Annotated in this window: 13 protein-coding genes and 1 riboswitch; of the genes, 9 read left to right on the top strand and 4 right to left on the bottom strand. The window is 64.9% G+C overall.

Annotated elements, in window-relative coordinates; all coding sequences use genetic code 11:
- The first annotated feature begins 3 nt into the window (after positions 1 to 3).
- Positions 4 to 215: riboswitch (cobalamin riboswitch) on the top strand.
- A 103-nt stretch (positions 216 to 318) separates the two neighbouring features.
- From IEV83_RS03620 to IEV83_RS03590, 7 genes are all read left to right on the top strand, one after another.
- Complete coding sequence (locus tag IEV83_RS03620) at positions 319 to 3,186, top strand: ribonucleoside-diphosphate reductase subunit alpha (protein ID WP_181761591.1); 2,868 nt, start codon at positions 319 to 321, stop codon at positions 3,184 to 3,186.
- An 81-nt stretch (positions 3,187 to 3,267) separates the two neighbouring features.
- Complete coding sequence (locus IEV83_RS03615) at positions 3,268 to 4,392, top strand: ribonucleotide-diphosphate reductase subunit beta (RefSeq protein ID WP_181761590.1); 1,125 nt, start codon at positions 3,268 to 3,270, stop codon at positions 4,390 to 4,392.
- Positions 4,393 to 4,681: 289 nt separating this feature from the next.
- Complete coding sequence (locus tag IEV83_RS03610; RefSeq protein WP_244628044.1) at positions 4,682 to 5,623, top strand: HAD family hydrolase; 942 nt, start codon at positions 4,682 to 4,684, stop codon at positions 5,621 to 5,623.
- 127 nt (positions 5,624 to 5,750) lie between these two features.
- Positions 5,751 to 7,376 carry an arylsulfatase gene (locus IEV83_RS03605; RefSeq protein WP_181761588.1) on the top strand — a complete coding sequence of 542 codons (1,626 nt, stop codon included), beginning with the start codon at positions 5,751 to 5,753 and terminating at the stop codon, positions 7,374 to 7,376.
- Between the two features lie 265 nt (positions 7,377 to 7,641).
- Complete coding sequence (locus IEV83_RS03600) at positions 7,642 to 9,042, top strand: DUF3300 domain-containing protein (RefSeq protein ID WP_181761587.1); 1,401 nt, start codon at positions 7,642 to 7,644, stop codon at positions 9,040 to 9,042.
- Positions 9,043 to 9,115: 73 nt separating this feature from the next.
- Entirely contained in the window at positions 9,116 to 10,108 is a 993-nt protein-coding gene (locus IEV83_RS03595; protein ID WP_181761586.1) for a DUF2950 family protein, read from the top strand.
- 126 nt (positions 10,109 to 10,234) lie between these two features.
- Positions 10,235 to 11,932 carry a phosphoenolpyruvate hydrolase family protein gene (locus tag IEV83_RS03590; RefSeq protein WP_181761585.1) on the top strand — a complete coding sequence of 566 codons (1,698 nt, stop codon included), beginning with the start codon at positions 10,235 to 10,237 and terminating at the stop codon, positions 11,930 to 11,932.
- 89 nt (positions 11,933 to 12,021) lie between these two features.
- On the opposite strand, the gene IEV83_RS03585 is transcribed toward IEV83_RS03590, so the two are convergent.
- The 3 genes from IEV83_RS03585 to IEV83_RS03575 all read right to left on the bottom strand — a co-directional run bounded on the left by IEV83_RS03585 (position 12,022) and on the right by IEV83_RS03575 (position 15,023).
- Positions 12,022 to 13,539: a tripartite tricarboxylate transporter permease gene (locus tag IEV83_RS03585; RefSeq protein WP_181761584.1), complete on the bottom strand. Its 1,518-nt coding sequence runs from the start codon at positions 13,537 to 13,539 to the stop codon at positions 12,022 to 12,024.
- 12 nt (positions 13,540 to 13,551) lie between these two features.
- Positions 13,552 to 13,989: a tripartite tricarboxylate transporter TctB family protein gene (locus IEV83_RS03580; RefSeq protein ID WP_181761583.1), complete on the bottom strand. Its 438-nt coding sequence runs from the start codon at positions 13,987 to 13,989 to the stop codon at positions 13,552 to 13,554.
- Between the two features lie 68 nt (positions 13,990 to 14,057).
- On the bottom strand, positions 14,058 to 15,023 hold the full coding sequence (locus IEV83_RS03575; protein WP_181761582.1) for a Bug family tripartite tricarboxylate transporter substrate binding protein: 966 nt from the start codon (positions 15,021 to 15,023) through the stop codon (positions 14,058 to 14,060).
- 181 nt (positions 15,024 to 15,204) lie between these two features.
- Here IEV83_RS03575 and IEV83_RS03570 point away from each other — a divergent pair, with 181 nt between their 5' ends.
- On the top strand, positions 15,205 to 15,894 hold the full coding sequence (locus tag IEV83_RS03570; RefSeq protein ID WP_181761581.1) for a GntR family transcriptional regulator: 690 nt from the start codon (positions 15,205 to 15,207) through the stop codon (positions 15,892 to 15,894).
- A 45-nt stretch (positions 15,895 to 15,939) separates the two neighbouring features.
- Entirely contained in the window at positions 15,940 to 16,812 is an 873-nt protein-coding gene (locus IEV83_RS03565) for an isocitrate lyase/PEP mutase family protein (protein WP_181761580.1), read from the top strand.
- 110 nt (positions 16,813 to 16,922) lie between these two features.
- On the opposite strand, the gene IEV83_RS03560 is transcribed toward IEV83_RS03565, so the two are convergent.
- A complete protein-coding gene (locus tag IEV83_RS03560) occupies positions 16,923 to 17,489 on the bottom strand; it encodes a hypothetical protein (protein ID WP_181761579.1) in 567 nt (188 codons plus the stop codon).
- Between the last annotated feature and the right edge of the window lie 148 nt (positions 17,490 to 17,637).

The following is a 17,637-nucleotide window of genomic DNA, read 5'->3' as shown; positions in this document are numbered from 1 at the left end:
GCTACGAAATGCGGTGGTCGTGGTTCTTTCGATTCCTCACCGATCGGAAGCTAAGAGGGAAGCCGGTGCGCGAAACGCAAGTCCGGCGCTGCCCCCGCAACTGTTAGCAGTGAGCTGCTGTCGCATTGTGTCACTGGCGCCGAGCGGGCGCCGGGAAGGCCAGACAGCCGCTATGACCTGCGAGCCAGGAGACCTGCCGCGATGAAATGAACGTCCACGGGCGGGGTGTCCCGGTGGTGCGCGTGTTGCCACCGGTCCTTCCCCGTGGTGCCGCCTGCCTCCGTGCCGTCCTGCCGTCAGACCGCCACGGGGATCATCATGCCGGCGACCGCAGATTTACAGACCACCGGGGCCACCAAGGCCCCTTATCTGACCGACACGCACAGCTCCACAACGCCTGAGCCGGAGTATCGCGTCATCCGCCGCAACGGCGCGGTGACGCCGTTCGATCCGCGCAAGATCGCGGTCGCGCTCACCAAGGCCTTTCTGGCGGTGGAGGGCGCTTCCGCGGCCGGGTCGCGCCGGGTTCACGATTGTGTCGAGGAACTGACCGGCAACGTCGTGTCCGCATTGACCCGGCGTGTCGACAGCGGCCGCACCTTCCATATCGAGGACATTCAGGACCAGGTGGAACTGGCGATGATGCGCGGCGAGCATCACCGCGTCGCCCGCGCCTACGTGCTCTATCGGGAAGAGCGGGCCCGCGAGCGCGCGGCGGCGGAGGGCGTCCCGGAGGACAAGGCAACCTCGGTGCTGCGGATGACCCTTGAGGATGGCCGGCAGGTGCCGCTCGATGAGGCACGGCTCGTCGCGGTTGTCGCGGAAGCCTGCGCCGGGCTGGAGGCGGTGTCGCCGGACCCGATCCTGACCGAGACCCGCCGCAATCTCTATGACGGAATTCTCCAGGATGAGCTGTCGCTGGCGCCGATTTTGGCGGCGCGCACGCTTGTGGAGCAGGAGCCCAACTATGCCTTCGTGTCCGCGCGGCTGTTGCTCGACCGGCTGCGCCGCGAGGCGCTGAGCTTCGTCACCGGCCGGGCGGAAGAGGCCACCCAGGCGGAGATGGCAGGACGCTACCCCGGCTACTTTCGCCAGTTCATCGAGGCGGGCATCAATGCGGAGCTGATCGACCTGGAGCTTGGCCGCTTCGATCTGGACAGGCTCGGCGCCGCCTTGAGGCCCGAGCGGGATCTGAACTTCCAGTATCTGGGGCTGCAGACGCTCTACGACCGCTATTTCCTGCATGTGGGCGGGAAGCGTTTCGAGCTGCCGCAGGCGTTCTTCATGCGGGTCGCCATGGGGCTTGCCGTGCGCGAGATCGACCGCGAGGCCCGCGCCATCGAATTCTACGACCTTTTGTCCTCCTTCGACTTCATGGCCTCGACGCCGACCCTGTTCAACTCCGGCACGCTGCGGCCGCAGCTCTCCTCCTGCTTCCTGACCACGGTTTCCGATGATCTGGAAGGCATTTTCAAGGCGGTGAAGGACAATGCCCTGCTGGCCAAGTACTCCGGCGGTCTGGGCAACGACTGGACGCCGGTGCGCGGGCTGGGCGCGCATATCAAGGGCACCAACGGCGAAAGCCAGGGGGTGGTTCCCTTCCTGAAAGTGGCCAATGACACGGCGATTGCCGTCAATCAGGGGGGCAAGCGAAAAGGGGCGGTCTGCGCCTATCTGGAGACCTGGCATATCGACATCGAGGAGTTCCTCGATCTGCGCAAGAACACCGGTGACGACCGCCGCCGCACCCATGACATGAACACCGCCAACTGGGTGCCGGATCTGTTCATGGAACGGGTCGAGGCGGATGGTGCGTGGACGCTGTTCTCGCCCGACGAGACGCCGGATCTGCACGACCTTTACGGCGCGGCGTTCAAGACGGCCTATGAGGCCCATGAAGCCCGGGCGGCGGCGGGCGATGTGCGCGTCTTCAAGACGGTGCGCGCGGTCGATCTGTGGCGGCGGATGCTGACCATGCTGTTCGAGACCGGGCATCCCTGGATTACCTTCAAGGACCCGTGCAACATCCGCTCGCCGCAAGGGCATGTGGGCGTGGTGCATTCGTCCAACCTGTGCACGGAAATCACCCTCAACACGGCGAAGGACGAGGTGGCCGTCTGCAATCTCGGCTCGGTCAATCTCGCCAATCACATTGCCGAGGGCCGGCTTGACAGCGAGCGGCTCGCGCGAACCGTCGGCACCGCCATGCGCATGCTCGACAATGTCGTTGACATCAACTTCTACACCATCCCCGAAGCGCGCCGGTCCAACCTTCGGCACCGGCCCGTCGGGCTTGGCCTGATGGGGTTTCAGGACGCCTTGCAGAAGCTGCGCATCGCCTATGCCTCGGAGGAGGCGGCGGAGTTCGCCGACCGGAGCATGGAGGCGATCAGCTACCATGCGATTTCCGCCTCGGTGGATCTGAGCGCGGAGCGCGGCCGCTACGCCAGCTTCGACGGTTCGCTGTGGTCCAAAGGCGTGCTGCCCATCGACAGCATCGACCTCTTGCAGGAGGCCCGTCCCGGGGTGGAGATGGACCGGTCGGAAACGCTGGATTGGGAGGCCTTGCGCCAGCGGGTGAGGACCACCGGCATGCGCAATTCCAACGTGATGGCGATTGCCCCGACGGCGACGATCTCAAACATCTGCGGCGTGTCGCAGTCGATCGAGCCCAGCTACCAGAACCTTTTCGTCAAATCGAACATGTCGGGCGATTTCACGGTGGTGAATGCCCGGCTCGTCCATGACCTGAAGGCGCGGGGGCTCTGGGACGAGGTGATGATGTCGGACCTGAAGTATTTCGACGGGTCGCTTGGGCAGATCGACCGGGTGCCGGAGGATCTCAAGGCGCTCTATGCCACGGCCTTCGAAATCGATTCCGACTGGCTGATTGAAGCGGCATCGCGCCGTCAGAAGTGGATCGACCAGGCCCAGTCGCTCAATCTCTATATCGCCAATCCGAGCGGGCGGAAGCTCGATGCGCTCTACCGGCTGGCCTGGAAGAAGGGCCTGAAGACCACCTACTACCTGCGTTCGCGCTCCGCCACCCATGTTGAGAAGTCAACGCTGAAGGGCACGGATGGCAAGCTGAATGCGGTCTCTTCGGCAACGGGCGCGGCCGAGCCGGGGAGCGCCTGGGGCGGGGCCTGCGCCATTGACGATCCGGACTGCGAGGCGTGTCAGTAAGACGCGCAGAGCGACGACGCCAAAGACGCCGGCGCGCGGGAGCGTGCGCCGGATCCCCAGACCGTTTTCAAGGAAATCCCGATGCTCGATTGGTCCGATCTCTCATCCGTCCCCACCCCCAGGCGGGCGTCCGCCGATGACGCTGCCCCCGCCGATGCCACTGGTCTTGGCGAAATCGAACGCGGCGGCGCGCGCGTGTCGGTGGATGACAAGCGCATGATCAATGCCCGCGCCGACGTCAACCAGCTCCTGCCGCTCAAGTACCGCTGGGCCTGGGAGAAATACCTCTCCGGTTGCAACAATCACTGGATGCCGACGGAAGTGTCGATGCAGGCGGATATCGCGCTGTGGAAGTCGCGCGATGGCCTGACCGACGACGAACGGCGGATGCTGAAGCGCAATCTCGGCTTCTTCGCCGCCTCGGAAAGTCTGGTCGCCAACAACATCGTTCTGGCGATCTACCGGCATCTCACCAATCCCGAGTGCCGCCAGTATCTGCTGCGTCAGGCCTTCGAGGAGGCCATCCACACCCATACCTTCCAGTACATTGTGGAGAGCCTGGCGCTCGATGAGGGTGAGTTGTTCAACATGTACCGCGAGGTGCCCTCGATCACCGACAAGGCGGCCTGGGCGCTGAAACACACGCAGAATCTGGACGACCCGGAGTTCAGGACGGGAACGCCGGAGGCCGATCAGGCGTTCCTGCGCGATCTGGTGGCGTTCTATGTCATCTTCGAAGGCATGTGGTTCTACACCGGCTTCGCGCAGATCCTGTCGCTGGGACGGCGCAACAAGATGGTCGGGATCGCCGAGCAGTACCAGTACATCCTGCGGGATGAATCGATCCATCTGAACTTCGGCATCGACGTCATCAACCAGATCAAGCTGGAAAACCCGCATCTGTGGAGCGCGGCGTTCCAGGAGGAGGTGCGGGGGATGATCGCCGAGGCGGCGGAGCTGGAGGCCGCCTATGGGCGCGATACCATTCCGCGCGGCTTCCTCGGGCTCAATGCGGCGCTCTGCGAGCAATACATGCATGTCATCGCCAACCGGCGCTGCGCGCAGCTCGGCCTTCAGCCGGTCTATGCGGAGACGGAAAACCCGTTCCCGTGGATGAGCGAGGCCATGGACCTGAAGAAGGAGAAGAACTTCTTCGAGACCCGCGTGATCGAATACCAGAACGGCGGTGCGCTGAGCTGGGACTGAAAGGCGGTGGCCCCCCGCGGGCCGGTCGGCGATTGCGGGGAGGGTAGACGAACTCTCTCCAGCCTGCGGTGACATTTGCACGCAAATAAAATCATGAATTTCAGAGATTGAAAAATCAAAATCCCACATCCATGATGTATATATGATTTGTAAAATTCGTCTCACCTTGGGGTGGGGGGTTAGTAAATTTTTTCTTTCCTTGCGGAAATCGATGCCCGAAATGGGAGGTCAACCTATGGAGCGTATTGGGAAATTCTTCTTCCATGGTGCCTTCTCAGGGGCGTTGCTCATGTTGTTGGCATTGCCCGCCATGTCGACGGAGCTCTTGCCGTCCTGGGGCGAAGGGGAGGCAAAGGCGGCGATTGTCGACTTCGTCACGGCGGTGACGACCGAGGGAAGCTCTGACTATGTGCCTCCTGCGGACCGCGTTGCCACATTCGACAATGACGGCACCTTGTGGAGCGAGCAGCCGCTCTATGTGCAACTGGCCTTTGCCCTCGACCGGATACGGGATCTGGCCGGCGATCATCCGGAGTGGCGGGACACCGAACCATTCAAGTCGGTGCTTGCCGGAGACATGGCGGGCGTCATTGCGACGGGGAAGCACGGGTTGGCGCAGATCCTCGCGGCCAGCCATACGGGCATGTCCAGCGAAGAGTTTTCCCGGATTGCCGCGGACTGGATCGCCACGGCGCGGCACCCGAAATCGGGCAAGCTCTATACGTCCATGATCTACCAGCCGATGCTGGAGCTGCTCGATTACCTGCGGAAGAACGGGTTCGAGATCTACATCGTTTCCGGTGGTGGCATCGAGTTCATGCGCCCATGGGCCGAGAAGGTCTACGGTATTCCGCCCGAGAACGTGATCGGCAGCTCCATTCGCACTCGCTACGAACTGCGCGACGGCCAGCCGGTGCTCATGCGCCTGCCGGAAATCGATCATATCGACGACAAGGAGGGCAAGCCGGTCGGCATCAACAAGTTCATCGGCAAACGCCCGATCGCCGCCTTCGGCAATTCGGATGGCGACTTTCAGATGCTGGAGTGGACGACCTCCGGCGAAGGGCGCCGGCTGGGCCTGCTCATTCACCATGATGATGCGGAGCGGGAGGTTGCCTATGACCGGACCTCCGCAATCGGCAAGCTGGATCGCGGACTTGACGAGGCGCCTGAGCGCGGCTGGGTGATCGTCAGCATGAAGACCGACTGGACGCGGATCTTCCCCAAGTAGCGGGACGGGCGGCAAGCGGTCCCGCTCCGCGCCGTGCAGGCGAAGCTTCAGTGCTTTCCGCGTGTCCGGGCGGGTGCGGTGGTTTGATTCCTTTTTTGTTTCAGTGCGTTGGAAAAGGGAGAGGAAAATGCTTGGTATAGGAAGGCATACTGAATTTCCGAAATTCCTGAGAGCGTCCGCGGTGGTCCTGGGGGCAGGCGTTCTTGCCTGCGGGATCGCCGCGCTGACGGTCGTCTCCACCGCTCAGGCGCAGGAGGACGCCAAGCCGAACATCCTGGTGATCTGGGGGGACGATATCGGCACCTGGAACATCAGCTTCAACAACCGGGGCATGATGGGCTACGAGACGCCGAACATCGACCGGATCGCCCGGGAAGGTCTCAGCTTTACCGACTACTATGCGCAGCAGAGCTGCACCGCTGGGCGTGCGGCGTTCATCGGCGGCAATGTGCCGGTGCGCACCGGCATGACCAAGGTGGGATTGCCCGGCGCCGAACAGGGCTGGCAGAAAACCGATGTGACCATGGCGACGGTGCTGAAGTCGGAGGGCTATGCCACCGGTCAGTTCGGCAAGAACCATCAGGGCGACCGGGACGAGCACCTGCCGACCATGCATGGCTTCGATGAGTTCCTGGGCAACCTCTATCACCTGAACGCCGAGGAAGAGCCGGAAAACCGCGACTACCCGGGCGACATGGTGCTGGTCAATGGCAAGACCTTCCGCGAGCAGTTCGGTCCGCGCGGGGTCATTCACTCCTGGGCCAACGAGGACGGCACCCAGCGCGTGGAGGATACGGGGCCGCTCACCCGGAAGCGCATGGAGACGGTGGACGAGGAGACGGTCGCCGCCGCCATGGATTTCATCAAGCGCCAGCATGAAGCGGGCAAGCCGTTTTTCGTGTGGTGGAATGCCACCCGGATGCATTTCCGCACCCATGTGAAGGAGGAGCACAAGGGGATCTCCGGCGCCAGCGGCAACAACTATCACGACGGCATGGTCGAGCATGACATGCTGGTGGGCGAGTTGCTGAAGCAGCTCGACGATCTGGGCATCGCCGACAACACGGTGGTGATGTACGGGACCGATAACGGTCCCCACTACAACACCTGGCCCGATGCGGGCACCACTCCGTTCCGCAGCGAGAAGAACTCGAACTGGGAAGGCGCCTATCGGGTGCCGGCCTTCGTGCGCTGGCCGGGGCGTTTCCCGGCGGGAAAGACCTTGAACGGCATCGTCGCCCATGAGGACTGGTTGCCAACCTTCGCAGCCATCGCCGGCAATCCCGATATCAAGGCGCAGCTGCGCGAAGGGGTCGAGCTGAACGGGCGCAGCTATCGCAACTACATCGATGGCTACAACCAGCTTGCCTATCTTGAGGGTAAGGGCGAGGCACCGCGCCATGAGTTCTGGTACGTCAATGACGATGGCAACGTGGTTGCCGCGCGCTACGACGACTGGAAGGTGGTGTTCCTGGAGAATCGCGGTCAGGCGTTCGGTGTCTGGCGGGAGCCGTTTGTCGAACTGAGAACGCCGCTGCTGTTCAACCTGCGCCGCGATCCGTTCGAGCGGGCCCAGCACAATTCGAACACCTACAATGACTGGTTCCTGGACCGGGCGTTCATTCTGGTGCCGATCCAGTCGCTGGCCGCGCAGTTCCTCAAGACCATGACGGAGTATCCGCCGAGCCAGACGCCCGGCTCGTTCAACCTCAGCAGCATTGAGAAAAAGCTGAGCGAAGGCCTGGCGAACTGACGAGGGACCACCTGTCACCATCGACCAGGTGGCGGGTGGTTCGCACTCCGCCGGGTGGCCCTTCGTGAGCTGCCCGGCGGGTATGGCTCGCCTCCTGCGGCCTGACGTTGTACCATGCGTGGGCTGAAACCGGCTGGAGGTGTCATTGCCCGTGCCTGCGACCGGGCTCCAGCGTGGAGCGGAGGTCATGCCCCGTGCCACCTGCATGCATGAACAGGAAACGAACCGGCACAGTGCGCGCCGCCGTTCGAGGGAGGAGGGTTCAATGCTGCGACATCATGCGCTGGTTGCGCTGACGTCCGTGGGGCTTCTGATCACGGGTACGGCCTTGCCCCCCGGCGCTGCCGTGCGCGCGCAGGCGCAGCAACAGATCCCCGTACCGCAACCGTCGCCGGCCTCCGCCTCCGCCTCCGCCGAGAGTTCGGCCGCCGATGCGGCGTCAGACCTGCTCAGCGAGGATGAGCTTGAGGTTCTGGTGGCGCGGATTGCCCTTTATCCGGACGAACTGGTGGCGCTGATCTCCGCCGCTTCGCTCTACCCGTTGCAGATCGTCGAGGCGTCGCGGTTTCTCGACGAGCGGGCGAAGAACGACAAGCTGGAGCCGAAGAGCAGTTGGGACGGCAGCGTCATTTCGCTGCTGAACTATCCGCAGATCGTCAAGATGATGAGCGACGATCTCGACTGGACCCAGTCGCTGGCAGCGGCGCTGGGCGCGCAGCAAAAGGACGTGCTGGTCGCCATCCAGCAGTTGCGGGCCGAGGCGCAGGCCGCCGGCATCATCAAGTCCGATGACAAGATCCAGGTGGTGGAGGAACAGGACAGCATCGTCATCAAGCCGACCAAGCCGGATGTGGTCTATATTCCGCAATACGAGCCGGAGATGCTGTATGTGCCGGACTATCAGCCCGTGCCGATCAGCTACTATCCCGATCCCTATCCGGTCTATTACTCCCCCGGCGCGACCTTCTTCGCCGGCGTGGTGACCGGCGTGATCTGGGGCGCGGTGATCGACTGGAACCGGTGGGGCGTCTGGGGCGGGCGCTGGAATGGCGGCAATGTCAACATCAACTGCAACCGGTGCCTCAACAACGTCGACTTCAACGGCAAGATCAATATCGGCGATGTTGACTGGCGCAACGTCGACCGGTCGAAGATCTCGTTCGACAAATCGCAGCTCGGCAAGATCGACCGCACCAACTTGCGCAACAACATCGAGGCCAACAAGGGCAACAACATCGGCAATCGGGCGTCGTCGTTGGCCAGGGACAAGCGGCCGGGCGCGGGCGGCGGCAACCGCACGGGCCGGGATGTGCGCAAATCGACGCTGGAGGGGCTGAAGGCCAAGCCGGGCACCGGGACCGCACGAACCCGGCCGGCAGCGAAACCGGCTCAGGGAAACGTCGCCCGCAAGGGCGGGCAGGGCGCGCGCTCCAAGGCGGCGAACACCAAGGCGCGGAGCAAGGCCAAGCACAGGGCGCCGGGGAAGGCGCGTCCGGCAGGGCGCGTCGACCGGCGGCCGAAAAACCCATCCGGGCTGGGGCAGGTACGCAGTGGGCGCAGCGCCCGGGTGCATTCCAACCGGGGGCGGCAGTCGATGGGCGGCGGCCAGCGCGGCGGCAACCGGGCACACAGGACAGTCCATCGCGGCGGCGGGCGCCGGCGGTGAACCGAGGCCGGGCAACTTGCCGATGGACCGTGTCTGGCCGCGTGCAGTCCAGTCTTTACTGGAAGGAGCGATCATGAAAACGGGCGTGTTTCGGCTGCTGATCCTGTTTGCCCTGGGGGGCGGGGTCTTTCTGGCGCCTCCTGGCCCGAGCGCGGGCGATGCGCGGGCGCAGGAGCAAGGACAGAAGCAAGAGCAGGCGAAGGCGCAGCCGCCTGCCGGCATTGCCGCCTTCGTGTCCGAGGAGGAACCGCCCACCTTCGCTTCGTCCGAGGAAGCGGTTCAGGCGTTCAAGGACCGTCTCGCCGCGGGAGACCTCGCCGCGACGGTGGAGCTTCTCGGCCTCGATCCGGATGCGGTGAAGGGCTCGGAGGCAACGCTGGAGACCTTCGCCGCGATCCGCGAGGGCGCGGCGCGGCGGGTCAGCGTCAGCGATCTGGGTGACCGGGTGCTGATCCGGATCGGACGGATCCTCTGGCCTCTGCCGTTTCCGGTGGTCAAGGGAGAGGATGGCCGGTGGTCCTTCGATACCTATGCAGGGCTCCAGGAGATCGTGAACCGGCGCATCGGCGAGAACGAGCTGGAGGCCATCGCCACCGCGCGGGCCTATGTGGAGGCGCAGGAAAGCTACGCCGCCGGCGATTGGGATGATGATGGCGTGCTGGAATTTGCCCAGAAACTCGTCAGCTCCGATGGCGCGCAGGACGGGCTCTACTGGCCGGAAACCGATGGGGCCGAGCCGAGCCCGGCCGGCGCCTTCACCGATCAGGCCGCACTCGACCGGGCGGTCGAGGGGGAGGGCTATTTCGGCTATCGCTTCCGGGTGCTGACCGGGCAGGGCGAGAACATTGCCGGCGGGCATTATGACTACATCATCAATGGCAACATGATCGCTGGTTTTGCCCTTGTCGCCTGGCCGGTGCGCTATGGCGAGACCGGGGTTTATACCTTCGCGATCAGCCATCACGGCACGCTGTATCAGGCGGATCTGGGGCCGGAGACGGACAAGATCGCGCGCGCGATGGAGCGCTTCAACCCGGATGACAGCTGGGAGGTGGTGCGCGACTAACCCTCTGATTTCGCTTCCCGGAAAACGGCTCGCCGTCAGCCCAATTCGCGTGCATCGGCTTTCGTTCTCCGTGTCCATGTGGCATGTGCAGACAGGGGAAAGCTGGGAGCGTGCGGGAGCAGAGCCATGGATCTGGTGGTTGGGGCCGTGGTCGGCAGTGGCATTGCCGCGCATGCGGCGGAACTCGGCGGGGCCGATTTCCTGCTGGCGATCAATGCCGGACGCCTGCGCAACATGGGGGCGCCATCGATTGCCTCCACTCTTCCCACCCATGACGCGGACACGATCTCCATCGACGTGGCGATGCGGGAGATCCTGCCGCGCGCTCAGGTGCCGGTTTTCCTCGGGGTCAATTGCTGGGGGCAGGCGGGGGATCCAGCGGCGCCGGGGCGCCGGGCCCGGGAGCTGGGGTTCGCCGGCGTGGTCAACTTCCCGCCGGTGATGCTGCTCTCCGCGAGCCTGCGAGAGGTGCTGGCCACTGTCGGGATCGGTGCCGAGACGGAAATCGCAATTCTCCGGGCGGCGCAGGATTTGGGGCTGCAGAGCCTTTACTACTGCGGCTCGGCGGAGGAGGCGCGGCGGGCGGCCGAGGCGGGCCTGCGCAACATTCTCTACAATTTCGGCTGGAACGTCGGCGGGCGGCTGGGGCATGAGGCCCGCATGTCGCTGGAAGAGGCCGGGGCGATTGCCCATAGCATCGGCCGATTGATCAAGCGGGTCGACCCGAGCATTCGTTTCTTTCTCGAAGGCGGGCCGATCGATACCTCCGATGATCTCGCCCATGTGGCGCTGCATGCGCCCATCGATGGCTATGTTGGCGGCTCCACCCTCGACCGGCTGCCCTTCGAAGCGTCGGTGGCCAACCGGATCGCCGGGTACAAGCAGGCGGGCGAGGCGCGCCGGCAGATCGTAGCGGGCGATCAGGAGGTGCTGGACTGGTCGCGGCCGTTCGGCTTCGTCGGGCGGGCTCCCTGCCTGATCGCCTTTCTCAAGACCTTGCGGAAGATGTGCGCCAGCGCTCATCCGCTCAGGGTTGTCTGCGAAAGCGGGCTCGATGACGGCCCGGTGATCGGCGCTCTGTCGAAGGGGGCGGGGGAGGCGGTGCGGATCGTCGATGCGGCGCAGGAAAGCCTTGCCTCCCATGCGGTTCGGCGCTTGCTCGGGCACCAGCGCGGCGATCTGACGACACTGGGGCTTCTCACCGACCCGACCACCCGGGTCGTTGTCTTGCGCAATGCCCATCTGATCCCTAAGGGCGGGCAGCGGCGGCTTGCCATGCGGCTCAGGCGGGAAACTGTGGCGCATCCGAAGACCCGGGCGTCGCTGAAGCTCACCGCACGGTTGGTGGTGATCGACGAGGGCGGGGGAGATGCGGCGGCACTGGTGCCGGAGCTGTCCGCCCTGTTGGAGGGCTGGACGGTGACCTATCCGCCGGTGCGCGCGCGCTCCGCAGATATCGTCGAGCTGATCGAGGCGCGGATGGCCGGGGTCGGGCGGCCCCCTCGACAGGTCCCCCGGTTTTCGGCGGCGGCGGTGCAGGTGCTGCGCGGCCATCTGTGGGCCGCCAACGATCTGGAGATCGACCGGGTGGTCGGGGTGATGACCTCCCTGGGCCATGACGGCGAGTTGAGCCCTGAGGATGTGCGCGGGATTATTGGCAATGCTGCGGGTGCGTTGGCCGGGGCCACTGTTCTGGATGCGAAGACGCGCCTGATCGACGCGCTGTGGCGCAACGGCTTCCACCGGGGCAAGACCGCCGCAGCACTGGGGATCTCGCGCAAGACGCTCTACAATCGGATGCGCCGGTACGGCGTTACCGGCTAGGTGTGCCTCAGGGGGAACGCGAAAAAAAGCCCCTTGAAGATCTCTCCTCAAGGGGCCTTGCGAGAAAGGGCGGCGGGGCGCCGCCTGTCTCAAGTTGGGGCGCGGTCACGCGCTCGGCGTTTGTTAAGGTAGGACAGGGTTGCCGGCAGCACCACGGCGAGCACGGCAAGGCCGTAGAGTGCCAGGCTCTTCCAGCTCTCCACCAGGATCCCCCAGTCGCCGGCCGAGATCGACAGGGCACGGCGCAGGTTGTCCTCGAACAGCCCACCGAGCACGAAGCCGAGAATGACCGGTGCGAGCGGGAATTCCATCTTGCGCAGCAGCCAGCCGAACATGCCCAGCAGGATGATCAGGAACAGATCAAACGGATTGCCGACAATCGAATACACCCCGATGAAGGCCAGGATGGCGATCAGCGGTGTCAGGTAATGCTGCGGGATGGTCAGCATCCGGGCGAACAGGCCCACCAGCGGCAGGTTGATGATCAGGAGCGCCACGTTGCCCACATACATGGAGGCGATCAGACCCCAGGCGATCTCCGGATGCTGGGTGAACAGCAGCGGGCCGGGCTGGACGTTGAACAACATCAGGGCGCCCAGCAGGATGGCGGTGGTGCCCGAGCCGGGGATGCCGAGCGTCAGCATCGGCACCATCGCACCGCTGGCCGCTGCGTTGTTGGCGGCTTCCGGGGCGGCGAGGCCGCGCACATCGCCCTTGCCGAATTCGCTCGTGTCCGCGCCGGCGGCGCGCTTTTCCGCGCCATAGGCGACGGCCGAGGCCACCGAGGCGCCGGTTCCCGGCAGGATGCCGATGAAGAAGCCGATGATCGAGGCGCGCAGGATCGTCCATTTCGTCCGGGCCAGATCGGCCATGCGCACGAAGGAGCTGTCGACCGGCAGGGTCTGGAGCTTGCCGGTCACCTGCTGCTCGACCAGGTGGAACAGCTCGGCCATGCCAAACAGACCGATCACCACGATCAGGAAGTCGATGCCGGCGAGAAGGTCGGGCACACCGAAGGTGAAGCGCGGCACGCCGGTGTTGCCGTCGATGCCCATGGTGGCGAGCATCAGGCCGATCAAGGCGCCCATCAAGGTCTTCCACGGGTTCTTGCCGACCAGCGAGGCCAGCGAGGCGAAGGCGAAGACCATCAGCGCCACATAATCGGACGGCGAGAAGGTAACCGCGAAGCGGGCGAGCGCCGGCCCGAACATAGACATCAGGATGACGGCGAAGGTGCCGCCGACGAACGAGGCGATGGCCGACAGCGACAGGGCGCGGCCCGCTTCGCCGCGCTTGGCCATCGGGTTGCCGTCGAGCGTGGTCATCACCGCGCCGGCGTCCCCCGGCACGTTGAGCAGGATGGAGGAAATCCGGCCGCCGTATTCGGCGCCGTAATAGATGCCGGCGAGCAGGATCAGGGCGCTTTCGGGCGGCAGCCCCAGCCCGTAGGCGATGGGCAGGAGAATGGCGACGCCGTTGATCGGACCGATACCGGGAAGGGCGCCGATGAGCGTGCCGGCGAAGCAGCCGATCAGCACCAGCATGATGTTGAACGGCGCCAGCGCGACGCCGAAGCCTGTGCCCAGGCTGGCGAAAACTTCTTGCATCTCTTGGCGTCCTTAAATCTTGGGCAGCGGCCCGGCGGGAAGGTTGAGGCCCATCAGGCCGGCGCAGACGAGATATCCGGCAACGCCGATGGTGATGCCGAACGCCGCCGAGCGCCCCCAGGCCGCGCCCAGAAGGCGCGCCATCAGCGTGGCGAACAGGGCTGTGGCGATGATGAAGCCGAGCGGCTCGTAAAGCTCCGCATAGGCGAACAACATCGCCGAGGCGCAGGCGAGCTTGATCCAGGTCGGCCGGCTGGTGTCGAGGCTGTCCACGTCCGGCCGGATCATTAGCATGATCAGGCAGATCACCGCGACAATGGCGAGGATCTGCGGCCAGCCTTCCGGGCCGATCGGGTCGTACTGGAACGGCGCCTTGATGAGCGTGAAGGCGATGAAGCCATAGGCCAGGGTGATCAGGAGCAATGTGCCGGCGAAAATGCGGTCGATCATGTGTCCGTCCACGGGGTCGTGAGAGCGAAAAAAAGCCCGGCAGATTGCGCATCTGCCGGGCTTGACGGTTACTTGATCAGACCGGCGTCGCGGGCGATCTGGCGCAGCTCGCCGATGCGCTGCTTGACCTTGGTGTCAAGCTCGGCGCCGGAGAGGTTCAGCGGCAGCAGGCCCTTTTCTTCGCGGATCTTGCGGAACTCCTCGGTCTCGTAGGCCTTGGCGAAGGCGTCCGCCCAGGTCTGGTAGTCCGCATCCGGCACGTTGTTGCCCATGTAGAAGCCGCGCATGATCGTCCACTCGACGTCATAGCCCTGCTCGATCGCCGTGGGGATCTGGTCGAACGGCGCGTCGAGCCGCTCGGGGGAGAGCACGGCCAGCACGCGGATGTTGCCGGCTTCCAGATGGGTGATCACCTCGCCCACATCGGCTGTGACCATGTCGATGGAGCCGCCCAAAAGGGCCGCCAGGGCCTCGCCGCCGCCTTCAAAGGACACGTAGCGCATGTCGCGCGGGCTGCTTTCCACGGACTTGAGCAGCAGGGCGCCCTTCATCCAGTCCTGCGAGCCGACGGAGCCGCCGGCACCGACGACCACCTCGGCCGGGTTCTCCTTGAAGACCGCCATCAGGTCATCGAGGGTTTCGAAGTTGCTGTCCGCCCGCACGACGACGGCGCCGAAATCCGCACCGACGGTGGCCAGGAAGCGGACGTCGTTCTCGGTGAATTCACCGAACTTGCCGGTGGCGATGTTGAGCAGCGAGCCGGACGAGAAGGCGACAATCGCGTTCGGGTCGTCGGTGCGGGTGGTGTTGAACTGGCTGAACGCCACGGCGCCGATGCCGCCTGGCATGAAGGTCACCTGGATCGGCTTGTCGAACTGCGCGGCAAGGCCGGTCTGGGCCACGCGGCAGGTCAGGTCGAAGCCACCGCCGGGCTTCGCCGGAGCGATGCACTCCGGAGCGGTGACATCCGCAAGGGCTGCCGAGGAGGCCAGGAGCAGGCCGGCGACACAATATTTCAGAGCTGCGATTTTCATGAGATTTCTCAGGTTCCTCCCATCCACGATCTGTCGTGAAACTGCAATATTGTAAGACAAAATAGCAAAGATCGGGTTCTGTCAAGACACATGAATGCCAGTTCGATTCCTTGACAAATCCGCAAATAATGGGCTTTTTGATACAAGATTGAGGCCGGCGGAGAGTAGGCGAAGGAACGTCATGGCTGCAGAATTGTTTACAAAAGACGAGAGCCCGGCAGGGCTGGCGGCGCAGCGAATCCATGACTGCCTGTGCGAGGAAATCCTGGCCGGGGAGCTCGCGCCCGGAACCCGCCTGGGTGAGGTGGCTCTGGCCAAGCGCTTCGATGTCAGCCGTGGTCCGATTCGCGCGGCACTGAAGATGCTCGCCGAGACCGGGGTGGTGACCGTGGTGCCGCACAGCGGCGCCCGTGTCCGCGAAATGAGCTATGACGATGCTCGCGCGCTCTACCAGGTGCGCGAGGCGCTGGAGGCGCAGGCCGCGTCCCTTGCCGCCGCATCCGCCTCTGCGGAAGCGGTGGCGCAGTTGCGCGCGGTGCTGGCGGGTCACTCCCGGGACGTCGCCGCCCATCCGACCGGCGCCTATCTGCAAGGGGGCTCCGACCGCGACTTTCACAACATCGTCGCCCGCATGGCCGGCAACGCGATCATCCAGCGCTATCTGACCAAGGAACTCTATCCGCAGCTGGCGCTGCTCCGGGTCCGGCATACCCATGTGACCGGGCGGGGCGTTTCCGCCCTGAGGGAGCATGAGCGGATCGTGGAAGCGATTGCCGCTGGCGACAGCGAAGTGGCGGGCCTGCTGATGCGCCGCCACATCCAGAACAGCTGGGCCTCTCTTGAGGCGCAGCTCAAATCCGACGACGCCTGACCCGCGCCGCCCCCATCACCATCAGAAAGAAAAGAGAGATCGTTCGTGCTCAATCATGAAATCAGCAAGTCCTTCAAGCAGCGTCTTGCGCAAGGCGGCGCCATGCTGCTGCCCGGAGCCCCGAACGCGCTGGCGGCGCGGGTGATCGCGGATCTGGGCTTTGAAGGGGTCTATCTGACGGGCGCGGGGCTGACCAACACCTATCTCGGCATGCCGGACATGGGCTTCATCAACCTGTCGGAAATTGCCCAGCACACCTCGGCGATCCGGGGCGTGACCGATCTGCCCATCGTGGTGGATGCGGACAACGGGTTCGGCAACGCGCTGAACGTGGCGCATACGGTGCGGGTGCTGGAGCGGGCCGGCGCCAGCGCCATCCAGCTTGAGGACCAGGTGACGCCGAAGCGCTGCGGCCATTTTGCCGGCAAGGACGTGGTGCCGCTCGCCGAGGCGCGCTCGCGCATCCGCGCCGCCGTCGATGCGCGTCAGGATGAAAACACGCTGATCGTCGCCCGCACCGATGCCCGCGCCACCGAGGGCTATCAGGCGGCGCTGGACCGGGCCGCCACCTTCATCGAGGACGGGGCGGACATTACCTTCGTCGAGGCGCCGAAGACGCTGGACGAGGTGCAAGGCATCCCGCAGGCGCTGAAGGGCACCCCGCAGCTTGTCAATCTCGTGGTCGGCGGACACACCCCGATCATGGACCTGAAGACGCTGGACGAGATGGGCTTTTCGCTGGTGCTCTACGCCAATGTCGCCTTGCAGAGCGCGCTGCACGGCATGCAGGTTGCCCTTGGCCAGCTGAAGGAAAACACGATGCTGGATGAAGACGGTCCGGTGGCCAGCTTCGCCGAGCGGCAGCGCATGGTGAACAAGGCGCATTTCGACGAAATGGAAAAGCGCTACGCGCTCTGACGGCGCTTCCGGGGGCTTCCGGCCCCGAGACTGAGAAAACCGGCGGCGGGATGCGTGCATGGTGCGTCCCGCCGTTTGCATGTGCGGCTCTTTGAGCGCGAACGCGCGGATCATCCGGCAGCAGTCTCTTGCGCTCCCCAGGTGCCCGGCCATGGATAGGGCGGGCACAGGCAGGGGCCGGCTTCGTCCTTCACTGCGGCGCCTTCCTCCGGGTTGCCATAGGGGAGAAACAGCCCCTTCCATCCCTTTGCGGCGAGGGCGGCGCGCAACTCCGCTTCCGCCGCCCGGCGCTGCGAGAGTGCGGGGCGGCCGGTGCGGAAGGCGGCAAGCCCCGGCACATGGGCAATCGCCTCCGGGTCGAGGCGGGCCCACCGGGGGGCCGCTTCCGCTTCGCTGACCGCGACCAGAAGGCGGAAGCCGCGCGTGCGGAAGGCGTCACACACGGCCAGCTCCCGGTCCACGCCCATGTTCACCTGCGAAAGGACATGCTGAAAAGCGCGGTCGTGCTGGCCGACGGTCGGCAGGTTGCAGACCCACTCGATGCCGGCGGCGCGCAGGATCTCTGCCGTGCGCTCCACATGCAGGAAACAATCGGCCATGAAAAGTCCGGCCGCCTTGTCTTTGATCGCCGTGGTGCGCGGGTGCCCCGCCGGCTGCGTGAGCGCGTCGAGCAGCACCTTATTTCCCGCAGCGGTTGGCAAATGCAGGGCGACCTCTGGCGGGAGCCCCAGATCGGCGCCGCCCGGCGCAAAGGTCAGGATGCCAGAGGGGACCGGCGCTGATGCACGGGGGCGCCAGATCTGCCAATGCAGCAACGCGGGGTTT

Origin of the sequence: Stappia taiwanensis, assembly GCF_014635285.1 — a bacterium.
Lineage (GTDB): Bacteria > Pseudomonadota > Alphaproteobacteria > Rhizobiales > Stappiaceae > Stappia > Stappia taiwanensis.
Note: the sequence above shows the minus strand (reverse complement) of the source record. Positions and strands in the feature narration are given on the sequence as shown.

Excerpts from the sequence above, each read along its gene's own strand:
- IEV83_RS03620 (WP_181761591.1), top strand. The coding sequence starts at position 319 with ATGCCGGCGACCGCAGATTTACAGACCACCGGGGCCACCAAGGCCCCT.
- IEV83_RS03615 (WP_181761590.1), top strand. The coding sequence starts at position 3,268 with ATGCTCGATTGGTCCGATCTCTCATCCGTCCCCACCCCCAGGCGGGCG.
- IEV83_RS03610 (WP_244628044.1), top strand. The coding sequence starts at position 4,682 with ATGTTGTTGGCATTGCCCGCCATGTCGACGGAGCTCTTGCCGTCCTGG.
- IEV83_RS03605 (WP_181761588.1), top strand. The coding sequence starts at position 5,751 with ATGCTTGGTATAGGAAGGCATACTGAATTTCCGAAATTCCTGAGAGCG.
- IEV83_RS03600 (WP_181761587.1), top strand. The coding sequence starts at position 7,642 with ATGCTGCGACATCATGCGCTGGTTGCGCTGACGTCCGTGGGGCTTCTG.
- IEV83_RS03595 (WP_181761586.1), top strand. The coding sequence starts at position 9,116 with ATGAAAACGGGCGTGTTTCGGCTGCTGATCCTGTTTGCCCTGGGGGGC.
- IEV83_RS03590 (WP_181761585.1), top strand. The coding sequence starts at position 10,235 with ATGGATCTGGTGGTTGGGGCCGTGGTCGGCAGTGGCATTGCCGCGCAT.
- IEV83_RS03585 (WP_181761584.1), bottom strand. The coding sequence starts at position 13,539 with ATGCAAGAAGTTTTCGCCAGCCTGGGCACAGGCTTCGGCGTCGCGCTG.
- IEV83_RS03580 (WP_181761583.1), bottom strand. The coding sequence starts at position 13,989 with ATGATCGACCGCATTTTCGCCGGCACATTGCTCCTGATCACCCTGGCC.
- IEV83_RS03575 (WP_181761582.1), bottom strand. The coding sequence starts at position 15,023 with ATGAAAATCGCAGCTCTGAAATATTGTGTCGCCGGCCTGCTCCTGGCC.
- IEV83_RS03570 (WP_181761581.1), top strand. The coding sequence starts at position 15,205 with ATGGCTGCAGAATTGTTTACAAAAGACGAGAGCCCGGCAGGGCTGGCG.